Below are 23,940 nucleotides of genomic sequence, written 5' to 3'. Positions count from 1 at the left end.
CTGCTCCGAGCATCCACGGCTTGCCTCACGGCAGAACCGCACCCTCGCGGGGGCTACATTGTCGGGAAAGCTTCACACCCCACCGTTACCAGTGACGCATGTTTCCCTAGGCTGTCGTTGGTCGTACAACGAGTCCGCTACCGTTCCATACAGGCAATGGCTGGACAATGACAGACAGAGCTTTCGCTCATGTCTCCGGTTGATGTGAACAAGGACTGGTGACCAGCTTGCTCAAGGTGATTGCCTCTCGTTTTCTAGGCGAGAGGAGCCCCAGCGGGGGCTCGCCCCGCGTGGGTATAGGTACTACAGCCGAACTAGATGTGCTTATGCCTGAGTCTTTTCATCTTGCGCTTGATATCAGGCAACAAGGCATAAAGCCCTGTCCCGCCCATTACGACAACAATCATGGCAAGAATGATCAAACCGGACGTTTGCTGATCCATTTCGACCTCCTACAAGTAGGCATCCATCATCGATTACGATGACCGCTCATTCTTCCGAATGCTAAATGAGCTTAGGTTAAGTCAGCCGCCGCTGCGACCCATAGCTTTCAGACTCGGCTACGTGGGTATGTTTTGTTTCTTAGAGCAACGCTCTAAGCATTTGGATTCCTTCCAGAAATCCACCAAGATGACATGACACCTCGGTTCGGAGACACGCTACGCGTGTCGCACCAATTACTTGATCTTGGCTTCCTTGTAGATCACATGCTTGCGCACGACAGGATCGTACTTCTTGATTTCGATCTTGTCGGGCGTGGTGCGCTTGTTCTTGTCGGTGGTGTAGAAGTGGCCGGTACCGGCGCTGGACACCAAACGGATCAGGTCACGCATGATAGTTCTCCTTAAACCTTTTCGCCGCGAGCGCGGAGTTCAGCCAGAACGGCGTCGATGCCACGCTTGTCGATCACGCGCATGCCCTTGGCAGTCAGGCGCAGACGAACGAAACGGTTCTCGGACTCGACCCAGAAGCGATGATGCTGCAGGTTCGGCAGGAAACGACGACGGGTTTTGTTGTTCGCGTGGGAAATGTTGTTCCCGGTTACCGGACCCTTACCGGTAACTTGACAGACTCTCGACATGCCTCAGCCCTCTAAAACCACATGCCCAACCCGGCATGGGTTGGCCGCTTGAATTCAACTTTCTTTTTTGGCGCTCAGCGCCGCGTTTCATTGGGGTCTTACCGGCTACGCCGCACACGAACAAAGCGTGCCCCTAGAAAAGAGCGCTGCTTTATATCAGAAGCCCCCCAACGCATCAACCAAAAGTTGATTATTCAATCTGCAGTCAACCGCCAGGAAACGCCCCGTTCCGGCTGCTTGCAGGGCTGCTCAGGCCCGCACGCTGTCCCAGGCAATCTGCGCCAGCAGGTCACGATATTCAACCAGCGGTTGCTTGCCACGCCCGGCCAGCCAGTTGCGCGCCATGTCCTGCGTCGGGCCGATCACCACCGAGACGAAGCACTCGCCGGGAATCGCCTTGAATGCACCCACTTCGCGATGCCGCCGCAGGATCGCCGCAATGCGGCTACCGTGCGCCTGATTGAACTCGCGCAGACGCTCGCCCCCCTCGCCCGCCTCCACCCGCCCCCGGTTGTGCAGGATGAAGCGCGCCCAGTCGGCGTTGGCCACTACCCAGTCGACGTAGCAGGTGACGAACAGTTTCACGCAGGCCTCGGCTCCCAGCGTGTCCACCAAGCCGGCTTCCAGCAACGCCGCGTATTCGCCGATACCTTCCAGATAGAGCGCGGCGATGATCCGCTCGCGGTTGCCGAAGTGGTGATAGAGGCTGCCGATGCTGGCGCCCGAGCGGTCGCGGATCATCTCGATGGTGGTGGCGTCCACGCCATGCTCGGTGAAGCAGGCAAGCGCGGCCTGGAGGATGTCCTGTTTGCGTGACGAGCGGGCCATCAAGCCTCCAATGAACTAGAATATTTTTCTAGAAATTTGTTCTGGTGATCGTATACTCGCCCATCGAACCTGTCCGGGAAAGTGCGGAGAACAAGAAAATGGCAACCCTACAGCCCGAGCTGCGCTGGATCGACAACGGCAACGGCCAGCAGCTGGCCAGCCAGTGGTACACACCTGCGGAGCAACCTCGCGGCGCCGTATTGATCGCGCCGGCAATCGGCGTCAAGCAACGTTTCTACAGCGATTTCGCCACCTGGCTGGCCACCGAGGGTTATCTGGCGGTGACCTTCGACTATGCAGGCATCGGCCAGTCGCGCCGCAGCTCTCTGCGCAAGCTGAAGGTCGATATTCTCGACTGGGCCAGATACGACGGCAGCGCCATGCTTGGCCAGCTCGCCAGCACGGCGCAAGGTGCGCCGCTGTACTGGATCGGCCACAGCCTGGGCGCGCAGGTGCTGCCGATGGTCAGAGGACATGAGCGCCTGACACGCATCATCACCATCGCCGCCGGCAGCGGCTACTGGCGCGAGAACAGCCCGCAGATCCGCAAACAGGCCTGGCTGCTCTGGCACGGCATGGCGCCACTGCTCACCGCCGTGGCCGGCTACTTCCCCGGCGAGCGCCTCGGCGCGGTGGGCGACCTGCCAGCCGGGGTGATCCGCCAGTGGCGGCGCTGGTGCCTGCACCCGGACTACCTGATCGGCGTCGAAGGCGAGCCCATACAGCGCGCCTTCGACGCGGTGAGAACGCCGCTGGTATCGCTCTCCTTCAGCGACGACGAAATGATGTCGGCGCGCAATACCGAGTCGCTGCATGGTTTCTATAGCTCGGCGCCGAAAACCATGCACCGCATCGCCCCGAATGAAATCGGCGTGGAGCGCATCGGCCACTTCGGCTTCTTCCGCAAGCACTTGCAGACCCGCCTGTGGGAACCCCATCTGCTGCCAGAGCTGCGGCTGGAGCCTGAGGGCGGATTCACTCGATAAGCACGCGGATCGAGCAGGTTCGCGCTGGCGGAAAGATTTCCGCCCTACGGCTCATGACTTCAGCGGCGCACTACTCAGGAGCTGCGGATCGAGGCGCAGCAGGCGCACGGAACGCGCATCGGCCAGACTGGCAAGGGGGGCATCAGTCGGCAGGGCGAGCAGCAGACCGGTCAGGTTCAGCACCAGCGCTTCGCGGGTGAACACCTCGGAGCCCAGACCGTAGTAGGCGGCAATCGCCTGGCGCAACCCAAGCGGCAGGCGCCACTGGATGCGCAGCGAGGAACCGAAACCTGCCGCACGCTCCTGTAGCAGCGTCGGCAGTTCCTCATCCCGTAGCTCACCGCCACTGTCGAGCCAGTTCTGCAGGCTGCGCAGCAGCGCCAACTCGCCGAGGTTGTGCAACAGGCCGGCGGTGTAGCAGAGATTGATATCCAGCTTGAGCCGGCGCGCCAGCCAGCCGGCGAGCCTGGCCGCACGCAGGGCTTGCTCGCTGATGCCGAAGGCCAGTTGCGCCAGACACGGGTCGGCCAGTTGCGCGTTACGCTGCACAGTCATTTCCAGCACCAGATCGAGCGTGCGCCTGACGCCCAGCCGCGGCAGCGCCTGGGCCAGCGTCTGGCTGGTAGTACCCTGATGCTGACCAGCGCTGTTGGCCACGCTGATCAGCCGCGCGGTGATTTGCGGGTCGCGGGAAAACTGCTCCTCCAACATACCCAGATTCCTGTCGGCGGCATTCAGGCATTCGCTGATCGCCACCTGCACCGACTCCAGCAAGGGCGCCCCAGGATTGCTCTTGCGCATGCGCTCAAGAAAGGTGGCCAGCGTATCGGTCGGAGGCGCATGCGCAGAACGGCCTCCTGCCGACTGCGGCAACAGCTTGTCCAGCCGCTGGCGCAGGTCGTCGAGATCACAAGGCTTGCCGAGGTACGCCGCAAGCCCGAGCGGTAATGCCGCGCGGACGCTGGCCCTGTCCATGCGCTCGCTGATCAGAATGCACGCCAGCCGCTGCGTCGGAACCCGGCGGCGCAGCTCGCGCAGCAAGGCACGGCCATCCAGGCCAACCAGCTCGCCATCGGCAATCAGCAACCGGGGCAGTTCGCGCTTGCACGCGGCCAGGGCAGCATAACCATCGTGAACCTGGACGATGCGCAATCCCGGACGCAGGCTAGCGACCAGCTGGCCGAGCTGATCGGTACGCCAGGGCTCGCTGAAGGCGATCAAGACAAATGAGGGGGCCGGAGTGGGCACAGCGTTCCAGATAAAAGCGCAACGTAGGGCCTTATTCTGGGCTGCACAGGGCAAAAGAGCCAGACCCGAGCAGGGCTGGCCCCTCACGCACTACCTGCTACAAACCCAGGCAGAGGTATTTGATTTCCAGATAATCCTCGATGCCGTAACGGGATCCCTCGCGCCCGAGACCAGAAGATTTCACCCCGCCAAACGGCGCAACCTCGGTGGAAATCATCCCAGTATTGACCCCGACCATGCCTGACTCCAGCGCCTCGGCCACGCGAAACACGCGGCCCAGGTCACGCGCATAGAAGTACGCCGCCAGGCCGAACTCGGTATCGTTGGCCAGGGCGATGGCCTCGGCCTCGTCCTTGAAGCGGAATAGCGGCGCCAGCGGACCGAAGGTTTCTTCCTTGGCCACCTTGGCCGTGTGCGGCACGTTGATCATCAAGGTCGGTTCGAAATAGCTGCCGCCCAGGCTGTGCGCCTTGCCGCCGGTGACCACCTGGGCGCCGCTGGCCACGGCGTCCTCGATATGCTCCTTGACCTTGGCCGCGGCGCGATCGTCGATCAGCGGGCCGACATCGACGCCATCGTCCAGGCCGTTGCCGATCTTCAGGTTCTCCACCGCCGCCTGGAATTTCTGCGCGAAGACGTCGTACACGCCGTCCTGCACGTAGATGCGGTTGACGCACACGCAGGTCTGCCCGGCGTTGCGGTACTTGGACTGCATGGCGCCCTTCACCGCCTCGTCCAGGTCGGCATCGTCGAACACCAGGAACGGCGCGTTGCCGCCCAACTCCAGCGAAACCTTCTTGATGCCCGGCGCGCATTGCGCCATCAGCTTGGCACCGACTTCGGTGGAGCCGGTGAAGGTGATCTTGCGCACGATGGGGTTGGCGGTCAGCTCGTTGCCGATCTCGCCCGCCGAGCCGGTCACCACGCTGAACACGCCCTTGGGGATGCCGGCGCGCCCGGCCAGCTCGGCCAGCGCCAGGGCGGAGAACGGTGTCTGCGAAGCCGGCTTGACCACCATGGTGCAGCCCGCCGCCAGCGCTGGACCGGCCTTGCGGGTGATCATCGCCGCCGGGAAATTCCACGGCGTGATCGCGGCGGTGACGCCGATCGGCTGCTTGATGACGATGATGCGCTTGTCCTTCTGATGCCCCGGAATGGTGTCGCCGTAAATGCGCTTGGCTTCCTCGGCGAACCATTCGATGAAGGATGCCGCATAGGCGATCTCGCCACGGGATTCGGTCAGCGGCTTGCCCTGCTCCAGGGTCATCAGCCGGGCCAGGTCTTCCTGATTTTCGAGGATCAGCTCGAACCAGCGGCGCAACGTCTGCGAACGCTCCTTGGCGGTCAGCTCGCACCAGGCCGGCAGCGCACGCTCGGCGGCCTCGATGGCGCGGCGGGTTTCGGCAGCACCCATCTTCGGCACGGTGCCCAGAATGTCGCCGCTGGCCGGATTGTTCACCTTGAGCGTCAGCCCCTCGTCGGCATCGAGCCAGGCACCATCGATATAGGCCTGCTGGCGGAACAGGGAAGGATCTTTCAATTGCATGGTGCTCTCCTGAAGACTTGCTGCTGTGCCCGAAACAGGCGACGCGCGCCAATGGAAATGTGCTTGCACGACGACTATCCGAACCCTCGGACACGGCCCGGTTCAACCGCCTGCAGATGACAAGCGATCATCCTATGGTCGCCATCGGCAGCCGGGCAAGCTCATGTCGCCAGACAGTGTTGAAGCATAGATCGCCCTGACAGGCATTCTGTTAAGCCTTGTTACGCATCACCACCGAGGCGTACGGGGCAGGGTATAGTTTCGCGCGGCGGCTTAGAGGCTGCCGTCCCTGTTTAATGGATTGTTGAGGAACTACCGTGAAAGCACTGTTGATGGGCGCCATGGCGGCAGCCCTGCTGGCAAGCACTGCCGCGCACGCGCAAATGAAGCCCGAGGAAATGGTCGAAGCCCGCAAGGCCGGCTACCAGTTCATGGCCTGGAACATGGGCAAGATCAAGGCACAGGTCATCGACGGCAAGGAGCCTTTCGACCAGGCCAAGGTCGCCGCCGCCGCCAATGTCATCGGCGCCATCGCCAACTCCGGCATGGGCGCGCTGTACAGCCCGGAAACCACCACCGATCAACTGGGCAACAAGACCCGCCTGAAGCCCGAATTCTTCCAGAACCTGGAGAAGGCCGGCCAGATCGGTCGCGAATTCACGGCTGCAGCCAACCAGCTCGCCAGCGTCGCCGCCGACGGCGATCAGGCCGCAATCAAGAAGGCCTTCGGTGACGTCGGCGGTTCGTGCAAATCCTGCCACGACAACTTCCGCGCCGAGCGATAAGCCGAACGCGAATGCCGGTCGGCCCGCGCCGCCCGGCTTCGGCTACCAGTCCAGCGTGGGTGCCGCAGCCGCGGGCGGCGGCGCCACCCAGCCGGCAACCGACTGCACCGCCCATACCGCACCCAGCGCCAGCGCCACGACCAGCACCGCCATTACCAACGAACCACCCTGCGCGTCCTGTTGGGCCGGGTACTCACGCCTTGCGCGCCCCTTGATCATCGCGCCAACCAGCGGCTTGCGCCGGACCAGTGTGTACCAGGCAATCGCCACCAGATGCAGGCCGATAAAGCCCACCAGCAGCCACTTCGCCTGCCGATGCAGCCCCGCCAGCCAGTTGCCGGTATCACTGGAGACCAGCGCATACAGCGGCCCCTTGAAGGCGATATCGTCAGTCGACATCAAGCCACTCACCACCTGAAACCCCACCAAACCCAGCATGGCGAGCACCGACAACGCTCCCAGCGGATTATGGCCCGCTTCCCGCCAGTTGCCTTGCAGATACGTTCTGACGCCAAACGCCGCGCCCAGAATGCGCAACCAGCGCGCGTAGGTGGAACCGACGAAGCCCCACAACAGGCGAAACACCAGCAACCCCAGCACCAGCAGCCCCAACCGCCCGTGCCAGACCATCAGGCCACCACCCAGCCAACCAGTGGCGATGGCCGCAACCACCGCAACGGCAAAGGTCCAGTGAAAGATGCGCAGCGGCGCGTCCCAGAGCTTGATATGGCTCGACATTCCCTACCCCCGATAACGTCCCGACTTCGGCCAAAGGCCATCGTAACGATCAAGGTTAACAGCCGGACCCGCTCCTGGCAGCCCATGCCAGAGCCGTTACAGGCACAGCAGTCCATCACCGCAGCCACTTCGGAAGCACTCTCGAACCTCCTCGCCAGCATGGACGCCCCCGATGGACATGGGTATGATTGCCCCCCGCAACGCACCAGTAGCTCAGCTGGATAGAGTACCGCCCTCCGAAGGCGGGGGTCGTGGGTTCGAATCCCGCCTGGTGCGCCATATCTCCTTGATTCAAAATATTTTTTAAAGTTTCCCCGACCCGAACCTCGAACCTCGAACCTCGAATCGCCTCTCGCCCCAACATTCCGCTCACACCTGCCTTTACGCCGGAATGAGTATTGCCCTCAAGGCTGCTTATCGACCGTTTTTTGGGCCGTGCCAATCTTGTGCCCAAATCGTGCCGCACGGCCATAAGCCCAGCTACATGTCAGCAACCGAACGAGTACTAGCCAGCTCAAGCTCTACTTGGGATGGTTCTCCACCTAGCAGGGGAAAACTGACTCACTCTCGCCATCCTCGAACTTAATCCCCCCAGCACCCAGATGATCAACCGGGCGATCGATGTCTTGTTGTTCGCCAGCTACTTTCTCAGGAGCTCTCGCTAGGTTCGGCGACGTCAACCGTTTCGCTAGATCGCGGAGCCTTTTTTCTCAGTCACCCGACTCCTCGGTATCTTGCGGAAGCATCTCCCTCATCTCGCTGGCCAGAGACAAAGCTACTTTCGCAAAACTTTCCAGCCGATCAGCTCGATCGAGCATGGCCTGCCTATTTGCCTCTTTTTGGCTCTTCAGCAGGCCTTCTGCGACGAACCTTGAGACCCGCAACTCCACGGTTGCCTCCATGCCTCCCTTTACGACCTCCTCTAGCCATGGTTTGACCACGTTGACTGATCGTTCGGCGGCAACGCTGAGTGCGTAACGGATCAGCTCCCTGGCTGCCTGATCAATGCCGAACGCGAACTCGAAGAGCTTCTTCTCGTCCTCTGTGGCACCTTCAAGCTCTTCGGTGCTAGGCGGTCGCGCGAAAAACCTGAATTCATCTGCCTCATTCACACCTAAGGAATTAAGCGTGCGCAGCAGCGGGTCTAGCTCCCTCAACGGTCGCATGTACGGAGGCAATGTGTACCGGTGCCCCCAGAGTTTCAGGATGACATCCATGCACTCCGCCACCGCTGAATCTCGCAGAGTTTCCGACGCATTCTCAGCAGCGGAGATTTTCTCGGCTACTAGGTGTGCCATCCATTGGGCAGTGACATCGTCGCCAAGCATCAAGCCGGCAACGATCCGCTTGCCGAGCTCGATGACAGCCTTAGAGCGATCTAGTGATTCCATCGTGTCCGATCATGTAGTAGCAGTTGTATGGATAGTTGTAGAAGGAGTAGTCATCGCTGGCAGTCTCGTCTTTCGGTGGCTTGCGGCGGACCTTGACGCAGACGATCAGAGATGTGTTTGGATGCCCATCCAACAGCGCGCGAATGAACTTGTCGTCGGCGCTGAGCCGAGTGCCGGTCAGGACATCGCGCTCCTCCCCGTAGCCCGTGCTGCGCGACCACGATTCGCTTCTCGCCCTGCCACCGTCTGGTAGCGTCCACGATCGCGCGTCTGGATCTGTCATCGGATTCAGGGCATTGAGGATTTCTTGACAAGGCTGCGGGCCCGGGTTGGCCACCTTGCCAGCCCATGGGTCATATTCATCAAGGCTCAACGAGTCGCTTCCCGACTTGACCCAGCCGAGCAGCCTCAGCTCTGGATCATCAACCTCCTCTCGATGGTCGATGTGATCCGCGTCTGGAAGATAAATGTCTCCTGGGCTAGGGCTCGTCTGCATGGCGGTTAGAAGAGCAGCCGCATGGCACGAAGGAACGAGTACAGACCTGACCGACACCGTTTCACCATTGACTGCATCGGTGGTGGTCCAATGGCCCCATAGGGCCGTCATACCGTCATCCGTTTTCAGTTGGTCATCCAGACACTGTCTATCGACTTGCCAACACCATGAGGCATCCGATCGATCTTTCTCCGACACGGCGCTCTTCAGGATCTCGGGATCGCGTCGATCCGCAAGCCACCTGTCATCACTGCGAGTGAGCAACTGCCCTTTCAACCAATCGTCGAATGGATCCTCTTCCTCGTCAGCGCGACGGCGCACCGGCTTGGTCTCCAAGAGTAGACCTGCTACGAACATCATGGCGTGATAGGACTGGTAAACGAGGCAGTCTTCCACTTCAGGCATCCTGCCGTGTGAGTGGCTTGTCTCTCTCCCCCGAAAGAGCCCGCGCTTGTAGCGTTGATCATCGACGCGATGGCGAGGACCTAGCGACATACGACCACGCAGGACTGCCCATGCTCGTTGTTCAATCGACTGCTGATTCAAACCGAAGACGCGGCCCAACGGTGCGAACCAATAGGGGCCGATGTCGATGCCGAAAAAGTACCTCTCGTCGTCGTCCACGGCTTCGTCATCCGAGGCGTTGTCATCAACGATCTCGTACTCGCGATGGTCGTAGACGTCCCTGGACAGCGCAGCCCGGTTTGCGCCGTTCGCAATGGCGAGCAAATCCGATGACAACGTATGGACTTCATGCAGGCGTCTCAATGCATCCGAGGCGAAGTGCCGGATAACGACGTGCTGCTCCCTTGCGCAAGAGTCAAGGAACGCGAGAAAAGGAGCAACGGCAGGAGGTACGTCCATGGCGCCCCGTGCCAAGGCAATACAGAGCCATTGGCGGGCATGCCACTCATAAAAGACCAGGCCGTGGTCGACAAATGGCTGCGGGGCAGCTCCCGATGCGCGAGTGGCCAGCGCGGACAGCAAGGATTGCCAGTCGAGCTCAAGACAGTTACGGACGCAGTGGGCGTGCTCCCAGCGTACCGCAGTGGACGGGCGCGCCAGACCCGCCCATAAGTAGCCAGCCAAGGCTTCCTCGCAAGAGGATGACGGTACGAGAGAGTTGCTCCAAGGGCCATCACCGTCTTCGCTTTCGAGAACCTCTTCGAGCAGGTCAAAGCCAAAGTTCAAAACCTCATCGGCCTCGTCGCTGGTCAAGTGCCGCGCGAGCGGCTCCACCAGATGGAACAAGTCGTTCGCACCAAGTGTGTCGAGCTGAGACAGATACCCCTTGATCCGAGCTGAAGCGACGTCCTTCTCCACGACGATGCCCTCTGCATAGAGACCATCAAAGGGGCCCTCATAGCCCCAGCCGCGGCGCCCCACGCGGTTGGGTTCACTTGCAGCCAGCAAAAGGGCCGCCTTTCTGAGTTCGCTGCGGACGGACAAGAGCCTCTTGCTCGGCTCGGTGAGGTGCCTGATGACGTCCATGAAACTGTACACACTGAACTCGTCGTCCAACTGGATCGCACGGAGGTATCCGTCGATCTCCGACAGTTTCGCGCGCCGAAAGCCTTGCTCATAGAACTCGCGAACGTACGAACGGCCGTCAACCTTCTTGAGCGATTGCCGTGCCGTGAGAACCACAGCTGCGTCGCAGAGATCGACGCCATTGAAGATGGCATCCCAGTCGGGCTCCTGCACCTCTTTGCGAGGCACCGACCGGGGCGCGCGAGCTGCAGTTACCGACTCACCGGCTCCTTTGGTCACAGATGCCTGAAGCAGCCTCTCCAAATCTGGAAGCGACATCGCCAAGGAGTCGGCTAGAACCTTGAGTTTGCGCCAGGGGGGCGTTTCGTGGTGCAGGATACGGAGGAATCGGTAGGCGATCCGCAGGATTGATCTTTTCCGATTGTTGTCAGATTCCGCCTCGATGGCGGCTTTGATGTCGCTGACGCGCTTCCATCCCGTCCCGGTGCCACTCAGGGCCACCGCGGCCTTTTTTGGAAGGAGTCCTTGGTCGATCAGGCTGTAGATTGCGACGGGAAATAGCTCGCCAGCAGAGCCGAACTCTCGATCTCGCCAGCGGCTCAGAATTGCGAGGCTGGATGAAGGACAAAGACCGACCAAGCCCTCGACCAAGCGATCCCAGTCCATGTACTTGTCTCGGGCCATATGCTCATAGCTGAGCTCGGCAATCCTTGCCAGACGATAGGCGGTCCGAGATCTTGCCCCACCCGAGCAATGTGCGGCGTCCGCCAATTCTAGGAACGTTGTCCATCGAGAGAGGTGTTCCTCTCCGATCTTGCTGGCGATGTCGATCGCCTTGTCGAAATAGGCAGCCGCTTCCGACTTGCTCACGCAAAAGATGGCGCGCGCTAGCTCCTGAAGATCGTCAACCTTTATCTCTGCATCGCTGCGCGACGCGGTGATTTGATCGAACGCCTTAGAGCTGAGTCGCAGTGAGAGGTCGCCCATCCCTGCTGTTCGCGCGGCAATGTGGCACATCCTCGTGAGAGTGCTCGAGTAGATGCGGTCGTTATTGTCGACCCACTTCAGCAGCGCGTCGATCTGAGCAGGCTTAATGGAGCCTGCATCGCGAAGGATCTGTACCCATTCGATTGCAGCCGCCTTCTCCAAATTGAAGTTCCGCTGATAGTCACGTGAGGATGCAGATTTCATCTGTCCCAGCGCAAGCTCGACCTCGTGATCAAGGTCCGGAGGCTGGCGGCCACAAGCAATCTCAGCAGCCAAGATGAACCAGGCGAGGACACCCCCTGTTACGTGCTGCAGCTGGGAAGCTTGTTCGCCCCTAATGGGGGAGCTTTTCGTCTCAAACTCCGTGCGAACATCCTTTGGCGCCAGGTCAATCAACTCAATTCGTTTTCCGCGCAGAGCGGCTTCCAAAGCGTAAGCCCGAATGAAGTCCGCTCGCTCGTCATCGAAGTCATGGAACTGGCGAGGCGGATCTTCTGGCAAATACCGGCGCAACGTCTCCGCCCAAGTCGCATCGTCGCGCGGGAGACATCTGAGGGCCAGCGTAATTGCAGACCGGACTCCATCCAGTACGTTGCACCCAGGCCTCCATGAGAGATGTTCCTCAGGTAACTTGACTTTAGGGTCGACCAAGATGCCCATCAGTTGGCGCAGCGGCTCCGCCGGCAACAGATGTGCGACCCGGACCGCTTCGGTTACCAGGCCCAGCAGCATCCAGGCATCTCCTTTGGCGTGCTCGGCGAGCTCATCGATTCCCTTGAAGTCGCCAACGTCCGCAAGTCGAGCGGCCACGCACTTCGTGGCTCTCAGTACGGTGGATTTGGAATTCCATGCTTTCAGGAATTGCGCTGCCTCAGCAGGGCCCCGCAATCTCAGGACTCCAATAGCAAGCTCGGCGATATCGGCGTCGTCGATCTTGTCCTCCTTGCGGCGCTTGGGTGGCAGCTTGCTCCAAGCGATCAATGACTCCCAGGCCATGCGCAACCTGCTTCTCGCCTCAGGGATGAGGTCATCGTTTCCGGCAAGCAGCACCGCCTCGTACGCGTGATGCGAGCCAAGGAATCCGCCGCCGAACGTGCGCCTGGAGACCATTTCTTGGATGCGATCTGGCGCAAGCAGAACGCTGGCAATGTCAGTGTTCTGCTGGATGAGCGTGTTCTGGCGAGCCTCGCCAGCTACCTCGCCGCCGACCTTCAGCGCGAGCTTAGCAGCGGCAACATGCCGTCCCTGCTGCAAGCACGCTCTGAGCGCGAACATCAGTCGTTGCAGCTCGACGTCTCGTCGCTCCAGAGGGTTGAGCTCTGGCAAGCTCTCATTCGAGAGCGCCAGCGCAATCAGCTCGTCCATCCGGCCGGCAGACAGTAGCAACTGCGGCAGCGCCGCCGCCACATATGAACTGGTCGACGCAAGCGGCTTCAGTTTTGCAAGAAACGCATCAAGCGAAGCCGCATCGGGCTTGAATGTCTCGTTGAACCAGGTCTCTGCCGGTTCGTCCATGAAGTGCAGACCTGAGTCCTTGACGAACAGCGGTCGCCCAAACTCAGTAGCAAACGTACGGACGGCGCTCTCAGGAACGCCGGCGATCTGCGCCAAGATGGAAATGGGTACCAAGGGCCGGAGCACCGCGAGGCCCTTGCAGATGAGGTCTATCTGATTCGCTTCTGTCGGGCCCCACTCGGCTTTCAGCCTATCGATGGCTTTGGTCAGCAGGCCTCCGATCGCGAGTTGAACCGTCGTCGGTGTTGGCCCCAGAGCCCTCAGCATGTTGCCGATGGGTGGGGTTCCCTCCATCGCCAGCGCTTGAACGCGCGGGTTATCGCTACTTAGAAAAGCGAATTCCGCAGCCTCCGCGTCCGTTGCCTCGGGATAGCTCAGCCGTAGGTGCGTGGCAGTCTCAGCTTTGGAGAACGGCTCTAGCTTGATCACTATGGCGTCCAGCGGAGCTCCCAGGTGGCCTCGCCGGTGTGATCGGCATGTGAATGCCAACCGCACCCCGTCGGGCATGTCTGTGTTGATCAAGTCATGGACAAAGGCACGCTCACTGATCTCATGTGCCGCCATATACGCGTTGTCGGCCGCGTCGACGATGACGCAAAGGCTCGCCTGAGGCGTGCGAGCTCTAAGAAGATCAATGGCCTGCTTGAGACGAGACACAAAGGCCCGCATGAACTGCTTGGAGTCCGTGCCGCTGGACGGAATCAACGGCAGGCAAAGCTGCTGCCCTGAGAGCTCGTTCGCGATCTGAACGAGGGCATCGCGGTACCGATGGCGATACTTCAACGCTTGGCGATAAGTCCCGTCACCGAAGCAGTCGTACAGAACCGCCACCGATCCAGCAGGCATGGCACGGGCCAGGTGAGCAGAAAGAGTCGACTTGCCTACACCACCGTCTGCATGGATGACCACCGGGCGTTGTGCGGTGAGCAGCGTCGCCAGGATGTCTGCCTGCTGCGCTCGTGGAAGCACCTGCTTCGGTTCCGAGATCAACGAGGGCGCCGGCAGTAGGTCGATTTCGGTCACCCGCAGTGCGCGGAGTACGTCGTAGAGGCGGACAGAGCGGTTCTTCGCTCCCTCATCGGTTGCCCGGCGGGTGACCAGTTCCTTCAGTTGGAGTGCAGCCTCGGTGTCCGGTTCGGACAAGTATGCGCTCAGGCCCAGACTCAGGAGGTTGCACTGTTCCCATAGATCCGGCTCACCAGCCTCAACCGAGAAGGCGGCGAAGAAGCTCTGTACGTTGCTGCTAGCTGACGCCGCGTACCGTTTCAGCAACTCGTCAATTTCGCGGTGCCGCGGCGCTGTCGACCCCACAGCGAGATCGGCCAACGCTTCAAGAACAGCTCCGTCCATAGGCCTGTTCGTCAGAAAGACGAGCCGAACCTTATTAGCCAGTACGTCCAGGCCAAGCGACGCCTCCAGCTCCTTGAAACGCCCAGCGAAGCCTTCGATGGTTCCTTTGAGGCCGCTTGCCGTCCAGGGGGTGTGCGCTTGCCTGGACGAGTGTTTGAGCTGCACATAGCGGATGGACGTTGCCGCTGTAACTTCCTCGCTCCCGTAGTACAGGCCGACGTCAATGACCTCGTCGCCGACGCTCGTAGATGCATCCCCCTCGTCCAGTGACGCTCCTTCGATCGCCACCGCCACTAGGCCATTTTCTCCGGTAAGCAGCCCGAGGCACTGCCGGGCAGCCCATTGATAGTGGAACTGATCGCCGCTTCTGGAAGGGCCTACAGAACCTTGCTTCGCCATATTTTCTGCACTCCCTGCGTCCGCGTTTTGACGGAGTTTACAGGCCCGAGATCTCTTCGGCGGATCTGCTTACGACCAGAGCTGTTAATATCAAACGTTATTAAGCCGCTTTTGGGCGTCGAGTTTGGCAAAGTGAAGGACGCACCCGCTACCCTGCTAACGCCAGCTCTGGCGCCCCCGTCCATGACGATTAACCAACCAGAGGCAGTTGCTCTGCAGCTATTCTTGGTTGAATGCGCCAACCTGTAATAGAAGGCTGTACAGCATCATTGGTGCTGCGACTGGCTCTACTCCCCCGCTTCAACTGCCAGAGCATCGCTCCAAAGTCTGTCGAGATCGACGTCCTCGCTGGCAGGCTGCTTACCGTCTAGCAGCCGGTCCACTTGGATCACCATCGGCAGCTCAAAAGCGGTACCAGTGATTACACAACACCCTTGGGAAAGCGCAGGGATGAGGCTGCGAGACAAAGAATCCAGCGTAGAAATCGTATTGTCGATCAAGTAAAGATCACGATCATTCACCAAGCGGTGATTGAAGAAATTGTGTAGCTGCGAGACGACGGTGGGCGCAGGTGCATTCTAAGCCGAGCAACCCATGAGCCGAGATAAATCACTCCACGCCCAGTCCAAACTGCTGCTTCGACCAGTCCCGCCGAAGCGTTTTTTGCATTGCTCGACTGCGCGCCATACATCCCCCTGCGCCGCAATTTTTTCGATCAGATCGTAAAAATCACGAACAACGCCTTACGGGATTGGCCCTGGGGATTTGAAACGCCACGATTTATCGAAATTTAGCAATCTACCTGTCCATGAAATCATCCAGCCCCCTGCTCGATAACCGTCCCAAGGTACAACGGTCATCTGAACTTTCAAAATTCGGCGCGTCCAGATGACCGTTCATGGCCGCTTCGAGCCTGTGCGACAGGCCAAAGTCGTCCATTGGCGGAGACTCATGACCTTACAATGGAAATGAGAGCGCCCCCAAGCTAGTCGCGGCTCAAATCGAAGGAGAAGTAACTACCGTGAAACGTTTCATCCAGGGTAAGTATCGCGGTCAAAGACCATTGCAGCCTGAGGGCTAGATGATTACGAGGCGGACACCAACCCGGCGCGGTGAGTCGATGTTGCGGCAGAGCTTGGAGAGTGTCGAGGAAAACCAGGGCGATTCAGAGCGGAGAAGACCTTAACTGAGGCACTTTATTTCTTCACCGGGTCTGATGGCTGTACAACTACAGCTTCCTAATTTGTACCTGCTCTACTTCGTAAGCAATGATTTGGAACATGCTTCCTGTTTTAACGGATTTCACGAAATATTCTGGCTCTCGGGCAAACCAAAAAGTCTGAATGTATTTATTTCCATTCTGAACAACCTCGCTCCAAGCATGCCTAACGGCGTCCTCCAAATAGCAAACTAATTCACCATTCCGGCTATAAAGAGGAACAATTTCTCTCTTGTTATCCTGACCTTCATAGCGAAAATTGGGATTATTTATTTCGGCGATAGACTCTTCCATGGCATTCAAATCTAGATAGTAAAGGGGGCGGGTATATCTAGGACCTAAACACTGGCTTACCATTTCTTGGCCCGAAATCTTGATAAAGCTCCGCGCGTCAAGGGAGTTTATACCTACAATCATTTCACCTTCTTCAAGGTAAGGTTTCGGTGAGAGCACAACACCGACAGCAAAAAGATCATGCAACTTTATTAAGCACACTAACCCAATAGTGTCGCTGCTTGCCAGTACCAAATAATGCGTACGGCTGTCCAAGTCCAAGAACTGATTGAAGGGATCCCATATTTTATCCTGCAACCCATTCCCGATCTTGACGTAATCAAGCACGTCGTCGTAATTGGCATCGCGGAGTATCTCGGAAGCTCTTATAGCTGCATCATCCTCGAAGTAGCTCGGAAGAGAGTCAACTGCAAACTCATAGGCGATTTTCAACAAGCCGATTTTGAATTTCTGAATATCAATCGTCCATCGACTTGTATATGCGGACCGATCAAACTCTAGCGTTTTTTCACCTCTGATAACTGCTTCTGCTGGGATTTTCTTACGCAAAAGCGTTTTGGCGACTATCTGATCAATTTTTCCTTCATCTTTCGGATCGACCGAAATGCTCAGGAGAATTTTTCCGTCTTTCTCCCCCCACTGAATCTCGGGAGCTTGGTATAGCTCTAGGGTACCGTCGTTTCCTACGTCTAGCCTGGCCTTTTTCGTAGGTAAATCCTTCCCTACAAAGGTGCCAGCAAATGGGTTGGGGATTTTTCCAGACTTCCCAGCAATCTCTTGCCCAAACCGGTACAGCTCAGAAAGCTTGTGATTGACTAGCGGCGAATCGACTTTTTCTCCAAGTTGAGAGTTGCAGTCTATACAAACGCTATAGATGTGATAATAACCACCCAGAGAGTCGGGAATTACGTGCTCGTCGTTAAAGCAATTCGGCGCTTTCTCGTTCCTGCAAATAATGCACTTCATTAATATTTCTTCCATGCAATTTCCTGAGACGCTGTCGTTCTTTCTTAAGATTCTTTGTATGAGGCTAGCTAATTGCTGATCCCCTTGGATGACGAGGTGGGGCGATTGAGGCTTGCAGACGAATTCATGGAGATCAGTTAAGCATCTCATTGGATGGTCAGATCATCTGTTCCGCGGGCAGGACGGCTCCCCCCCCAAACAGTATCGACGCGAAGTTACAGGCATCGCAGAAATGTGCAAGAGGTCGAGTTGGCATCCACGACGTAATCATCCAGCCGTTCGGGTAGTGGCGTGTTCTGGCCTCGACATTCGCCCTGGATGAAACGCTTCATGGGCTACCTCCCGCTATGAAAACTCCCCGGCAGCATAGCAAAGGCGCGGGCCACGTTTTTACACAGCCTAGGCCAGAGGCGGCCATTTAATAGGGCTGCTTCCGACCCACCGCAGACATTCAGAGAAAAGCCCCATCTCGACACTCGCCCCATCACAGTTGACTATTACCGAAACTTTGAAATCGCATTGCCAAACACTATCAGTAGAACGATGCAGCTCCCGGCCCAAAATCCGACCATGCTGCTCAGCGTACTGATTGAACCCACGGAGCTATGCATTGCTCCTAGAGTGGTTTGAAAAATTATCTTCCAAAACGTTGCCCCCCCCCTCTAGTCGGGGTTGGGGCCGAATCAGGTGCAGGGGTTGGTGCATCACCTGCAATTTGGGAATACCCTGTCAAGAATGAAGGCAGCTCACCAAGCTCAAGATCAATGCTAGGAAGTGCTGCGACTTCTACATTAATTACAAATGGGAGTTGATTCTGCTCCGCGAACTGTTTAATGGTAGCCACTGCGCGATCAGAATAGTCCAGCTCAAACCCTCTGAAGTTATTTCCTAGAGCTACGACCCAAGGGCGCCCATAATGGTGTAGCAAATTTCCATTAATGCCTTCCATGCCAGCCTCAGCAAAAGTGCGTGCGAAAGATGTTGGAATAGCCGTCACGCACGCTCCTTGAGAGGCGCCTGAATCATACAATATGACTTGGCTAGCAGAAGTATTGCGATTGATTTTAGAAAGCTGACCTGCATTTAGAGCTCTAAATCCAGCAGTCTTGCCAGATTTGAAATACTGCTTTTTAGCTTCGTAAAAGGCAACGCCCTCAACGTACCTTCCTGGCACCAGCCATACCTTTACAAAAATAGCGATATCTCCATAGTCGGTTTCGTGTTGGCCAGATAATTTGTATGCCTGCCATTGAGCACGCTGCGGGCAGTTAGACCAGCTCAAGTCAGTTCCTGCTGTAGAGATCGCTTTAATAACCTCGGTGGTTATGTGATTTTCCTGCCACCCTCCGATACTGGCATTATTGAAACAGCTTAGCATAGTTTCTTGAATTCTAAGGTTAACATTCTCTAACCAGTCTTTTAATGGGCGGCGCTCTTCAGACATAGTGTATGCTCGGTATTTTCGTGTGATTGTTCATTAGATAACTTTGAGCGAGAACGGCGCATGGTTTGCGCCAGGACGCCTCGCCCCCATCAACCCATTTCTGCGTACTATCAAATTAGGGCTGCCAGTACTCCAGCTCGGACTTTCCGGGCTGATCGATCACAATAGCCAGACTTTGCTTGGCTCGGGTAACCGCGACGTAAAAAGCAGCAGCTGCCATCGACTCCAGACGCGTTCCGCTCTTGATGAAATTTTCTATGTTTTTGGTAGGAACAATCAGAACTCGCTCAAAGGTGGAACCTTTCACGCCTTTGAAATTCAGGAATGGGAGATCCAAGTGTTTCGCAGTGGTAATGCTATATCGCAGGCATTGAGGAGCATAACGAGCAATATATTCAGGTATGTGCTCACTACGTAACAGAAAGACTCCGTCATGCCCTGTTTCATCCGAGTTTTGGGAAGTAGTGCCAGGGAAGCCCCAGTCTGCATCAAAAATGCTGTCTGAGAAGGTCGCGATTTCTTGCCTGCACCGATAGCTGACTGTCGAGTAGGTAATGTTCAAGCAGCCCTCAGCCTCCCGCTCTCGGAACCACTCCAAGGAGTCGGCGTAGTCGAATCGCTTGTTTTTTCGACCGCGAGGATTTGTCGACAAAACAGCTTGACGCACGTCCCCAACCAGCTGCACCTGGAGGTTGGATTTAAGTAGTACCTCTAGGATTTCCCAATCCCAGCTTGCTAGATCCTGAACCTCATCGATCAATATCTCGTCGTAGACGCACTCCAGGCGGCGTAATAGAGCGGGTGTGGCCTCCATTAAGGCAAAAGAAAGCCTGCCTAGTTCGCAACCATACAACCGGTTATCGGACGTCATGAACCTGCTTTTGCCCTTCGCGTATCTGTCAGGACGCCCTTCAAAATCGAACCCTCTGACCCGTTCGTCTGGAAACAAGAACCGCAGGAACGGCTGTGCGAAATGCCTCAGCAGAAATGTATACCACCCCAAGACCTCCACCCCGGTGGCATGACCTGCTTGAGCAGCTAGGCGGGACTTCACCTCTTGCTGATTCGTTTGGGTGAAGGTCAGCAGGGCTACGCGCCGCTCGGAGGGTAGTGCCCTGCAGTGATTTACTAAGCCTTGAGTCTTGCGGCCGCCGGCCACTGCTAAGGTCAGAACATTAGGCATGCAGAATAAACTCCGCAGCAGCGCTCATGTACGCTGGCGGTGTAAGCGCCTTATCCGTCTCGGCGATTAGTAGGGCCCCTTCGGTCTTTTCGCGCGTCATCCACGTAATCAGATTAGCCCTGGGCGCGATGTTCAGGATCCCCCGGAGGTGCGCCTCGCCATTCGCCGTCACTAGCTGAGGCTCTAGGGTGTGGCCGTCGGCGACTGCGCCGATAAACAACTCTCGCCTTTTTCCGTCGAGCCACTGCTCAACGCTATCCCTCAACTCAGCAGGCTCGACGCCATCGTTATCGCGCATCACCGCTACTGGCTTATCGATTATGTGGCAAAGCTCCAGACAGCGAGCGAGAGCTAGCCCACGCATGCTGATGACGTCAATCCCGGCATCCATGGGCGTCATCCCAAACTTGTCGAAAAACACTCGCTCGAAGATGATCTCGTCCGAAGGTCCCTCAACCAGGACGACCTTTCCTGCTAGGACTAGGCGCAAGGTGTCGTAGCCAGGCAGTCGCTGGAAGTATCGGACGGTGTCGGGTGACAGATCCGTAATTTTTGACACGTGATTTCGCGCCAGCAGATGCAAGGCATCCAAGCCAAGGCGGTTAAGGACGTAAGTGCTGTGAGTCGAGATGAAGAGTTGTTGCTCATCCGAAGCTAGAGCCTCAATGCGGTCGAGCAAGATCCTCAAGCTGGTGTGCGAGAGGTGATTCTCGGGTTCCTCGATCATGACAACCTTCACTTTGGCGGCATGCCGTTTCATTGCGAGTGAGATCTTGATCGCTGCTTGTTGACCAAGACCTGCCATCGCAAATGGCACTCGGTCGACATGAGGGGTGACGGCACTTTCCCAAGAAGTTCGAGAGGTCTGATCCATGGCCAGAGCCATGGGCTCGGCTTGCAACGCTGCTCCTAGCTTTGAAATACGAGCATTAACGTCAGCAAGGGCCCCTTCTGTCATTGAGGCCTTGATCTTCCTGTAGTCTAGCGAGATTGCCGCCTTCTCAGGAGCCTCAAGGTGATCACTCAGAATTTGCCGCAGATGGTAGTCAATACCGGTCGCGGACTTGACTGTCCGAGAGTCAATTGTCGCAACAGATAGCGTTCTTGGCCGCTTAACCAGCTCACGATCAGCAAAGGAGCGCCACTCGCAGGTGTAGTACTCAACAGGCAATAGCTCGTTAGGATCCTTCAGCCATTCATCCAGCATGTCTTGATATTCGTCATTCGCGAATATCCGCAGGAATACGCCTGGACAGGCATTAGTCGGCACTGCGCTATTCACCGCTCCACACAACACCTGGAGATCGTCGTCATCGCGCAAATACAACTCTATCAGGATCTCAGGGAACGAGGGTTTCTGGCCCGCTTTGCACGCAGCTACGAACTGACTCACTAACTCAGTGTTGAACCAATAAGGATTCAGCTCCTCCATCACACCCCGGCCGGATATGCGCCCAGTCAGTGCCAGGGAGATCGCCTCCATTAACGTTGATTTGCCAGCATCGTTGTCCCCAACCAAGATGTTGTTCTTGGCGTTGGGGCAGAACGTGAAGCTCTTGTATACCCGGTACCCACAAATGTGGACTTTGGTGATCATGATCGGCCGTCCTTTGTCGATTGATGTGAAACCTGGGCAATCAGCGTTTCCGGTACAGGCAGCAATTGATGCCTAATCCGAGTCCTATTTCAAGTTCTCGGCCAGAGGACTTTCAGCCCAAAGGCTTCTTTCGGATCATCTCGACTCTCGCGGCCCAAGGTCGACTAGGTCCTCGTCCCGATGCGGGGCTCAGAAACTGAGTACCCTTAGAGTTCAACGATAGCCGTGCCCTACAAGCACCCAAGCAATCTGAAGCACCCTTGGCTAGATAGCCGCCCGCGAGGTGTCTGACTCTGGCCAGTATCTGCCACACACTTGGGAGAGCACTGCAATGGTCAACCGGGCTACTTTGGTTAGGGATAAACGAAGGGGCCTTTCGGCCCCTTTCAAACTTAGTTACCCAACAGGCTATCAAGCTTCTCGATCAGATAGTCCAGCGGACTGCGACCCTCCAGGCGCTTCTCGAAAACTTCGTTGCGGTGGTAGGCAACCCAGGTTTCGAGGGCACGCCGATTATCCTTCTCGTAGCCGGAGCCGAGGATGCAAATAAGCTCGGTGCCATGGGGGTTCTCAAGGTAGTGACTCATGGCTGAAGCCAGATGCTTGAGGTACGCATGCTCGCGGGCCTCCATCGATGAATGCAGAGGGGTCACGTTGTCACATTTGATCAGTTTCATGCAGAAGCTCCTCATGCCTTGAGATTGGCTTTAATCAGGTTGTCGAATGCACTGCCATCACGGCGGGTCAGGTTGGGGACATAGCGCGAATAGACTCGGAACAGCATCTCGGTGGTGGTGTGCCCCATCTGCCTGGCGATCCACTCCGGGTTTTCGCCTGCAGCCAGCCAGAGGGTCGCGGCCGTATGACGGGTTTGGTAGGGACGCCGCCTGCGCAAACCCAGGTGCCGCAGCAGCGGGTACCAAACCCGTTCGTTGATGTTGCGGTATGCGTGCGGCGTACCTTCGCGGGTGCAAAAGACGAACTGCCCGCTGCCGGTCTTCTTGCGCTGGCCGACGAGCGCCTGATAAACCGGCTCGGACATATCGATCTCACGCTGTGAGCCGTCGTTCTTGGTGTAGTCGAGCTTGCCGCCCACCCAGGTTTCACGGATCAGAATCTGCCGCCGCTGAAAGTCGACATACTTCCATTGCAGACCATCAACTTCGGCTGTCCGCATGCCGGTGAAAAAGCGCACGGTGTAGTAGTTCCGGAAGTCTTCACGCACTGCGCTGAGGATCTGCAGCACTTCATCCAGGGTGAAGGGCTCCACGTCTGTCTTGGGGACTTTCAGCGATTTGATGTTGAGATATGGCGAGGTAAACTCGAAGCGGTCAGCTGCCTCACTAAGGATCATGCGCAATGGCGTCATGATGTGGTTGATTCGCGTCGCTGTCAGACTCTGACCTTTCTGCCCGGGGACTTTGCCGAGTGCCGAGCGGAATGACAGAAGTTCTGCTTTGGTGATGGCGCTGACCTCTTTTTTGCTGAACTCAGGCAGCAAATGCTTATCAAGGGTAAGGCGCACGGTTTTGGCGTGCGTATCACGCCACTCGACCCTCATCTCCTCAAACCACAGTTCGGCAAAATCCTTGAACAGTGGTGTTTTCAGCGATGCACAGCCAGCCTGCAGCCGACTGATCTCTTGTACTTTGCTGCTTTGAGGGAAGTAGGTGGCGTAGTCGAAGCAGCCGAGGGTGATTTCCGCCTCTATGCGCTCAAGGATCTTCTCCAGCTTTTTCCGGTTAGCAGGCGTATCAGGCAACGTGGTCTGCTCGCGGCAGCGCTGATCCAGGTAGGTGAAGTCAAAGAACAACTTTTCGTTGTCGGTACGGGCACGAATCTTACCCATGGCAGATGCCTCCACCAGCCATCGGAACCAGCCCAGAAGCCCGCGAGAATTTCTGCATGTCTTCTTCGACGGCTTCCCAGATGAAAAGAATCTTGCGGCCGCCAAAGGGACGGAAGTAGTGAATCCCTTCGAGCAGGACTGAATCTTTCAAGCGATTACGGATGGTGCGCGCGTCGTACTTCATGCGCGTGGCCAGCTCTTCGGTAGTCAGGTATGTGTGAGACATGGATATGCCCTCTCTGCCAAATTGAACGACAGCGGATTCTTATGAGCTTCTGAATGCTCATAATGATCCCCTGAAGATCATTTTTTGGAGATTGGGATGGTCAAGTGCCATTTTTCTCGCTTACTGGGCGAGCGGAAACTGAAGATCAGTGACGTGGTAAGGGACACGGGGATCAACCGCGGAACCCTCACGCGGCTCTATCACGAGACCGCGCAGAGGGTGGAGCTCAAGGACCTGGAAACGATCTGCCAGTACCTGAACTGCCAGGTGGGAGATTTGCTGGAATTGCAGGATGATCCGGAGGGCTGAATGCCCTCCAGA

Annotated in this window: 19 protein-coding genes, 1 tRNA gene and 1 pseudogene; 4 read left to right on the top strand and 17 right to left on the bottom strand. The window is 57.4% G+C overall.

Going from position 1 to position 23,940, the window contains the following annotated elements:
* Positions 1-314: 314 nt before the first annotated feature.
* The 4 genes from ACYCFC_RS18510 to ACYCFC_RS18495 form a co-directional block, all read right to left on the bottom strand.
* Complete coding sequence (locus ACYCFC_RS18510; RefSeq protein WP_258189245.1) at positions 315-443, bottom strand: hypothetical protein; 129 nt, start codon at positions 441-443, stop codon at positions 315-317.
* 234 nt (positions 444-677) lie between these two features.
* On the bottom strand, positions 678-833 hold the full coding sequence (rpmG, locus tag ACYCFC_RS18505) for a 50S ribosomal protein L33 (RefSeq protein ID WP_014854577.1): 156 nt from the start codon (positions 831-833) through the stop codon (positions 678-680).
* A gap of 11 nt (positions 834-844) precedes the next feature.
* Positions 845-1,081 (bottom strand): 50S ribosomal protein L28, encoded by a 237-nt coding sequence (rpmB, locus tag ACYCFC_RS18500; protein WP_019339373.1) that lies wholly within the window; start codon positions 1,079-1,081, stop codon positions 845-847.
* 249 nt (positions 1,082-1,330) lie between these two features.
* Entirely contained in the window at positions 1,331-1,909 is a 579-nt protein-coding gene (locus ACYCFC_RS18495) for a TetR/AcrR family transcriptional regulator (RefSeq protein WP_459652529.1), read from the bottom strand.
* Positions 1,910-2,007: 98 nt separating this feature from the next.
* Between ACYCFC_RS18495 and ACYCFC_RS18490 the strand changes: the two genes are divergently transcribed.
* A complete protein-coding gene (locus ACYCFC_RS18490) occupies positions 2,008-2,895 on the top strand; it encodes an alpha/beta hydrolase family protein (RefSeq protein WP_459652528.1) in 888 nt (295 codons plus the stop codon).
* 51 nt (positions 2,896-2,946) lie between these two features.
* Here the strand turns inward: ACYCFC_RS18490 and ACYCFC_RS18485 are convergent, their stop codons facing one another.
* Positions 2,947-4,143: an HDOD domain-containing protein gene (locus ACYCFC_RS18485; RefSeq protein WP_459652527.1), complete on the bottom strand. Its 1,197-nt coding sequence runs from the start codon at positions 4,141-4,143 to the stop codon at positions 2,947-2,949.
* Positions 4,144-4,240: 97 nt separating this feature from the next.
* Positions 4,241-5,689, bottom strand: a complete 1,449-nt coding sequence (gabD, locus tag ACYCFC_RS18480; RefSeq protein WP_459652526.1) for an NADP-dependent succinate-semialdehyde dehydrogenase — start codon at positions 5,687-5,689, stop codon at positions 4,241-4,243.
* Positions 5,690-6,018: 329 nt separating this feature from the next.
* On the opposite strand from gabD, the gene ACYCFC_RS18475 reads away from it, so the two are divergent.
* Positions 6,019-6,474 carry a c-type cytochrome gene (locus tag ACYCFC_RS18475; protein ID WP_181082917.1) on the top strand — a complete coding sequence of 152 codons (456 nt, stop codon included), beginning with the start codon at positions 6,019-6,021 and terminating at the stop codon, positions 6,472-6,474.
* A gap of 42 nt (positions 6,475-6,516) precedes the next feature.
* Here the strand turns inward: ACYCFC_RS18475 and ACYCFC_RS18470 are convergent, their stop codons facing one another.
* Positions 6,517-7,212 carry a cytochrome b/b6 domain-containing protein gene (locus ACYCFC_RS18470; RefSeq protein ID WP_459652525.1) on the bottom strand — a complete coding sequence of 232 codons (696 nt, stop codon included), beginning with the start codon at positions 7,210-7,212 and terminating at the stop codon, positions 6,517-6,519.
* Between the two features lie 202 nt (positions 7,213-7,414).
* Here ACYCFC_RS18470 and ACYCFC_RS18465 point away from each other — a divergent pair.
* Positions 7,415-7,491, top strand: a tRNA-Arg gene (locus tag ACYCFC_RS18465).
* Between the two features lie 431 nt (positions 7,492-7,922).
* On the opposite strand, the gene avs3b is transcribed toward ACYCFC_RS18465, so the two are convergent.
* The 10 genes and pseudogenes from avs3b to ACYCFC_RS18415 all read right to left on the bottom strand — a co-directional run bounded on the left by avs3b (position 7,923) and on the right by ACYCFC_RS18415 (position 23,619).
* Positions 7,923-8,603, bottom strand: a complete 681-nt coding sequence (gene avs3b / locus ACYCFC_RS18460) for an AVAST type 3 anti-phage proein Avs3b (RefSeq protein ID WP_459652524.1) — start codon at positions 8,601-8,603, stop codon at positions 7,923-7,925.
* Positions 8,581-14,841 (bottom strand): AVAST type 3 anti-phage nuclease/ATPase Avs3a, encoded by a 6,261-nt coding sequence (gene avs3a, locus ACYCFC_RS18455; protein ID WP_459652523.1) that lies wholly within the window; start codon positions 14,839-14,841, stop codon positions 8,581-8,583. Before avs3a ends, avs3b begins: the two co-directional genes overlap by 23 nt.
* A 1,228-nt stretch (positions 14,842-16,069) precedes the next feature.
* Positions 16,070-17,335 carry an HNH endonuclease gene (locus ACYCFC_RS18450; RefSeq protein WP_459652522.1) on the bottom strand — a complete coding sequence of 422 codons (1,266 nt, stop codon included), beginning with the start codon at positions 17,333-17,335 and terminating at the stop codon, positions 16,070-16,072.
* Positions 17,336-17,568: 233 nt separating this feature from the next.
* Positions 17,569-17,652, bottom strand: a pseudogene (locus ACYCFC_RS18445) (hypothetical protein); the annotation flags it as partial.
* Positions 17,653-17,954: 302 nt separating this feature from the next.
* Entirely contained in the window at positions 17,955-18,764 is an 810-nt protein-coding gene (locus ACYCFC_RS18440) for a hypothetical protein (RefSeq protein ID WP_459652521.1), read from the bottom strand.
* 115 nt (positions 18,765-18,879) lie between these two features.
* Positions 18,880-19,947 carry a UvrD-helicase domain-containing protein gene (locus ACYCFC_RS18435; protein WP_459652520.1) on the bottom strand — a complete coding sequence of 356 codons (1,068 nt, stop codon included), beginning with the start codon at positions 19,945-19,947 and terminating at the stop codon, positions 18,880-18,882.
* Entirely contained in the window at positions 19,940-21,544 is a 1,605-nt protein-coding gene (locus tag ACYCFC_RS18430) for an ATP-dependent nuclease (RefSeq protein ID WP_459652519.1), read from the bottom strand. The genes ACYCFC_RS18435 and ACYCFC_RS18430 overlap by 8 nt, the downstream gene beginning before the upstream one ends.
* Positions 21,545-21,936: 392 nt before the next feature.
* Positions 21,937-22,221: a hypothetical protein gene (locus ACYCFC_RS18425; protein ID WP_459652518.1), complete on the bottom strand. Its 285-nt coding sequence runs from the start codon at positions 22,219-22,221 to the stop codon at positions 21,937-21,939.
* An 11-nt stretch (positions 22,222-22,232) separates the two neighbouring features.
* Entirely contained in the window at positions 22,233-23,393 is a 1,161-nt protein-coding gene (locus ACYCFC_RS18420) for an Arm DNA-binding domain-containing protein (RefSeq protein WP_459652517.1), read from the bottom strand.
* On the bottom strand, positions 23,386-23,619 hold the full coding sequence (locus ACYCFC_RS18415; protein WP_003292744.1) for a hypothetical protein: 234 nt from the start codon (positions 23,617-23,619) through the stop codon (positions 23,386-23,388). Before ACYCFC_RS18415 ends, ACYCFC_RS18420 begins: the two co-directional genes overlap by 8 nt.
* 96 nt (positions 23,620-23,715) lie before the next feature.
* Between ACYCFC_RS18415 and ACYCFC_RS18410 the strand changes: the two genes are divergently transcribed.
* Positions 23,716-23,928 (top strand): helix-turn-helix domain-containing protein, encoded by a 213-nt coding sequence (locus tag ACYCFC_RS18410; protein ID WP_459652516.1) that lies wholly within the window; start codon positions 23,716-23,718, stop codon positions 23,926-23,928.
* Positions 23,929-23,940 lie beyond the last annotated feature (12 nt).

This window comes from Stutzerimonas sp. NM35 (assembly GCF_054604355.1).
Note: the sequence above shows the minus strand (reverse complement) of the source record. Positions and strands in the feature narration are given on the sequence as shown.

What these genes read in the sequence shown, in the direction of transcription:
- avs3a (WP_459652523.1), bottom strand. Translation starts at nt 14,841, where the DNA reads ATGGCGAAGCAAGGTTCTGTAGGCCCTTCCAGAAGCGGCGATCAGTTC.
- rpmB (WP_019339373.1), bottom strand. Translation starts at nt 1,081, where the DNA reads ATGTCGAGAGTCTGTCAAGTTACCGGTAAGGGTCCGGTAACCGGGAAC.
- ACYCFC_RS18495 (WP_459652529.1), bottom strand. Translation starts at nt 1,909, where the DNA reads ATGGCCCGCTCGTCACGCAAACAGGACATCCTCCAGGCCGCGCTTGCC.
- avs3b (WP_459652524.1), bottom strand. Translation starts at nt 8,603, where the DNA reads ATGGAATCACTAGATCGCTCTAAGGCTGTCATCGAGCTCGGCAAGCGG.
- ACYCFC_RS18425 (WP_459652518.1), bottom strand. Translation starts at nt 22,221, where the DNA reads ATGAAACTGATCAAATGTGACAACGTGACCCCTCTGCATTCATCGATG.
- ACYCFC_RS18450 (WP_459652522.1), bottom strand. Translation starts at nt 17,335, where the DNA reads ATGGAAGAAATATTAATGAAGTGCATTATTTGCAGGAACGAGAAAGCG.
- ACYCFC_RS18410 (WP_459652516.1), top strand. Translation starts at nt 23,716, where the DNA reads ATGGTCAAGTGCCATTTTTCTCGCTTACTGGGCGAGCGGAAACTGAAG.
- ACYCFC_RS18510 (WP_258189245.1), bottom strand. Translation starts at nt 443, where the DNA reads ATGGATCAGCAAACGTCCGGTTTGATCATTCTTGCCATGATTGTTGTC.
- rpmG (WP_014854577.1), bottom strand. Translation starts at nt 833, where the DNA reads ATGCGTGACCTGATCCGTTTGGTGTCCAGCGCCGGTACCGGCCACTTC.
- ACYCFC_RS18415 (WP_003292744.1), bottom strand. Translation starts at nt 23,619, where the DNA reads ATGTCTCACACATACCTGACTACCGAAGAGCTGGCCACGCGCATGAAG.
- ACYCFC_RS18420 (WP_459652517.1), bottom strand. Translation starts at nt 23,393, where the DNA reads ATGGGTAAGATTCGTGCCCGTACCGACAACGAAAAGTTGTTCTTTGAC.
- ACYCFC_RS18490 (WP_459652528.1), top strand. Translation starts at nt 2,008, where the DNA reads ATGGCAACCCTACAGCCCGAGCTGCGCTGGATCGACAACGGCAACGGC.
- ACYCFC_RS18440 (WP_459652521.1), bottom strand. Translation starts at nt 18,764, where the DNA reads ATGTCTGAAGAGCGCCGCCCATTAAAAGACTGGTTAGAGAATGTTAAC.
- ACYCFC_RS18435 (WP_459652520.1), bottom strand. Translation starts at nt 19,947, where the DNA reads ATGCCTAATGTTCTGACCTTAGCAGTGGCCGGCGGCCGCAAGACTCAA.
- gabD (WP_459652526.1), bottom strand. Translation starts at nt 5,689, where the DNA reads ATGCAATTGAAAGATCCTTCCCTGTTCCGCCAGCAGGCCTATATCGAT.
- ACYCFC_RS18470 (WP_459652525.1), bottom strand. Translation starts at nt 7,212, where the DNA reads ATGTCGAGCCATATCAAGCTCTGGGACGCGCCGCTGCGCATCTTTCAC.
- ACYCFC_RS18430 (WP_459652519.1), bottom strand. Translation starts at nt 21,544, where the DNA reads ATGATCACCAAAGTCCACATTTGTGGGTACCGGGTATACAAGAGCTTC.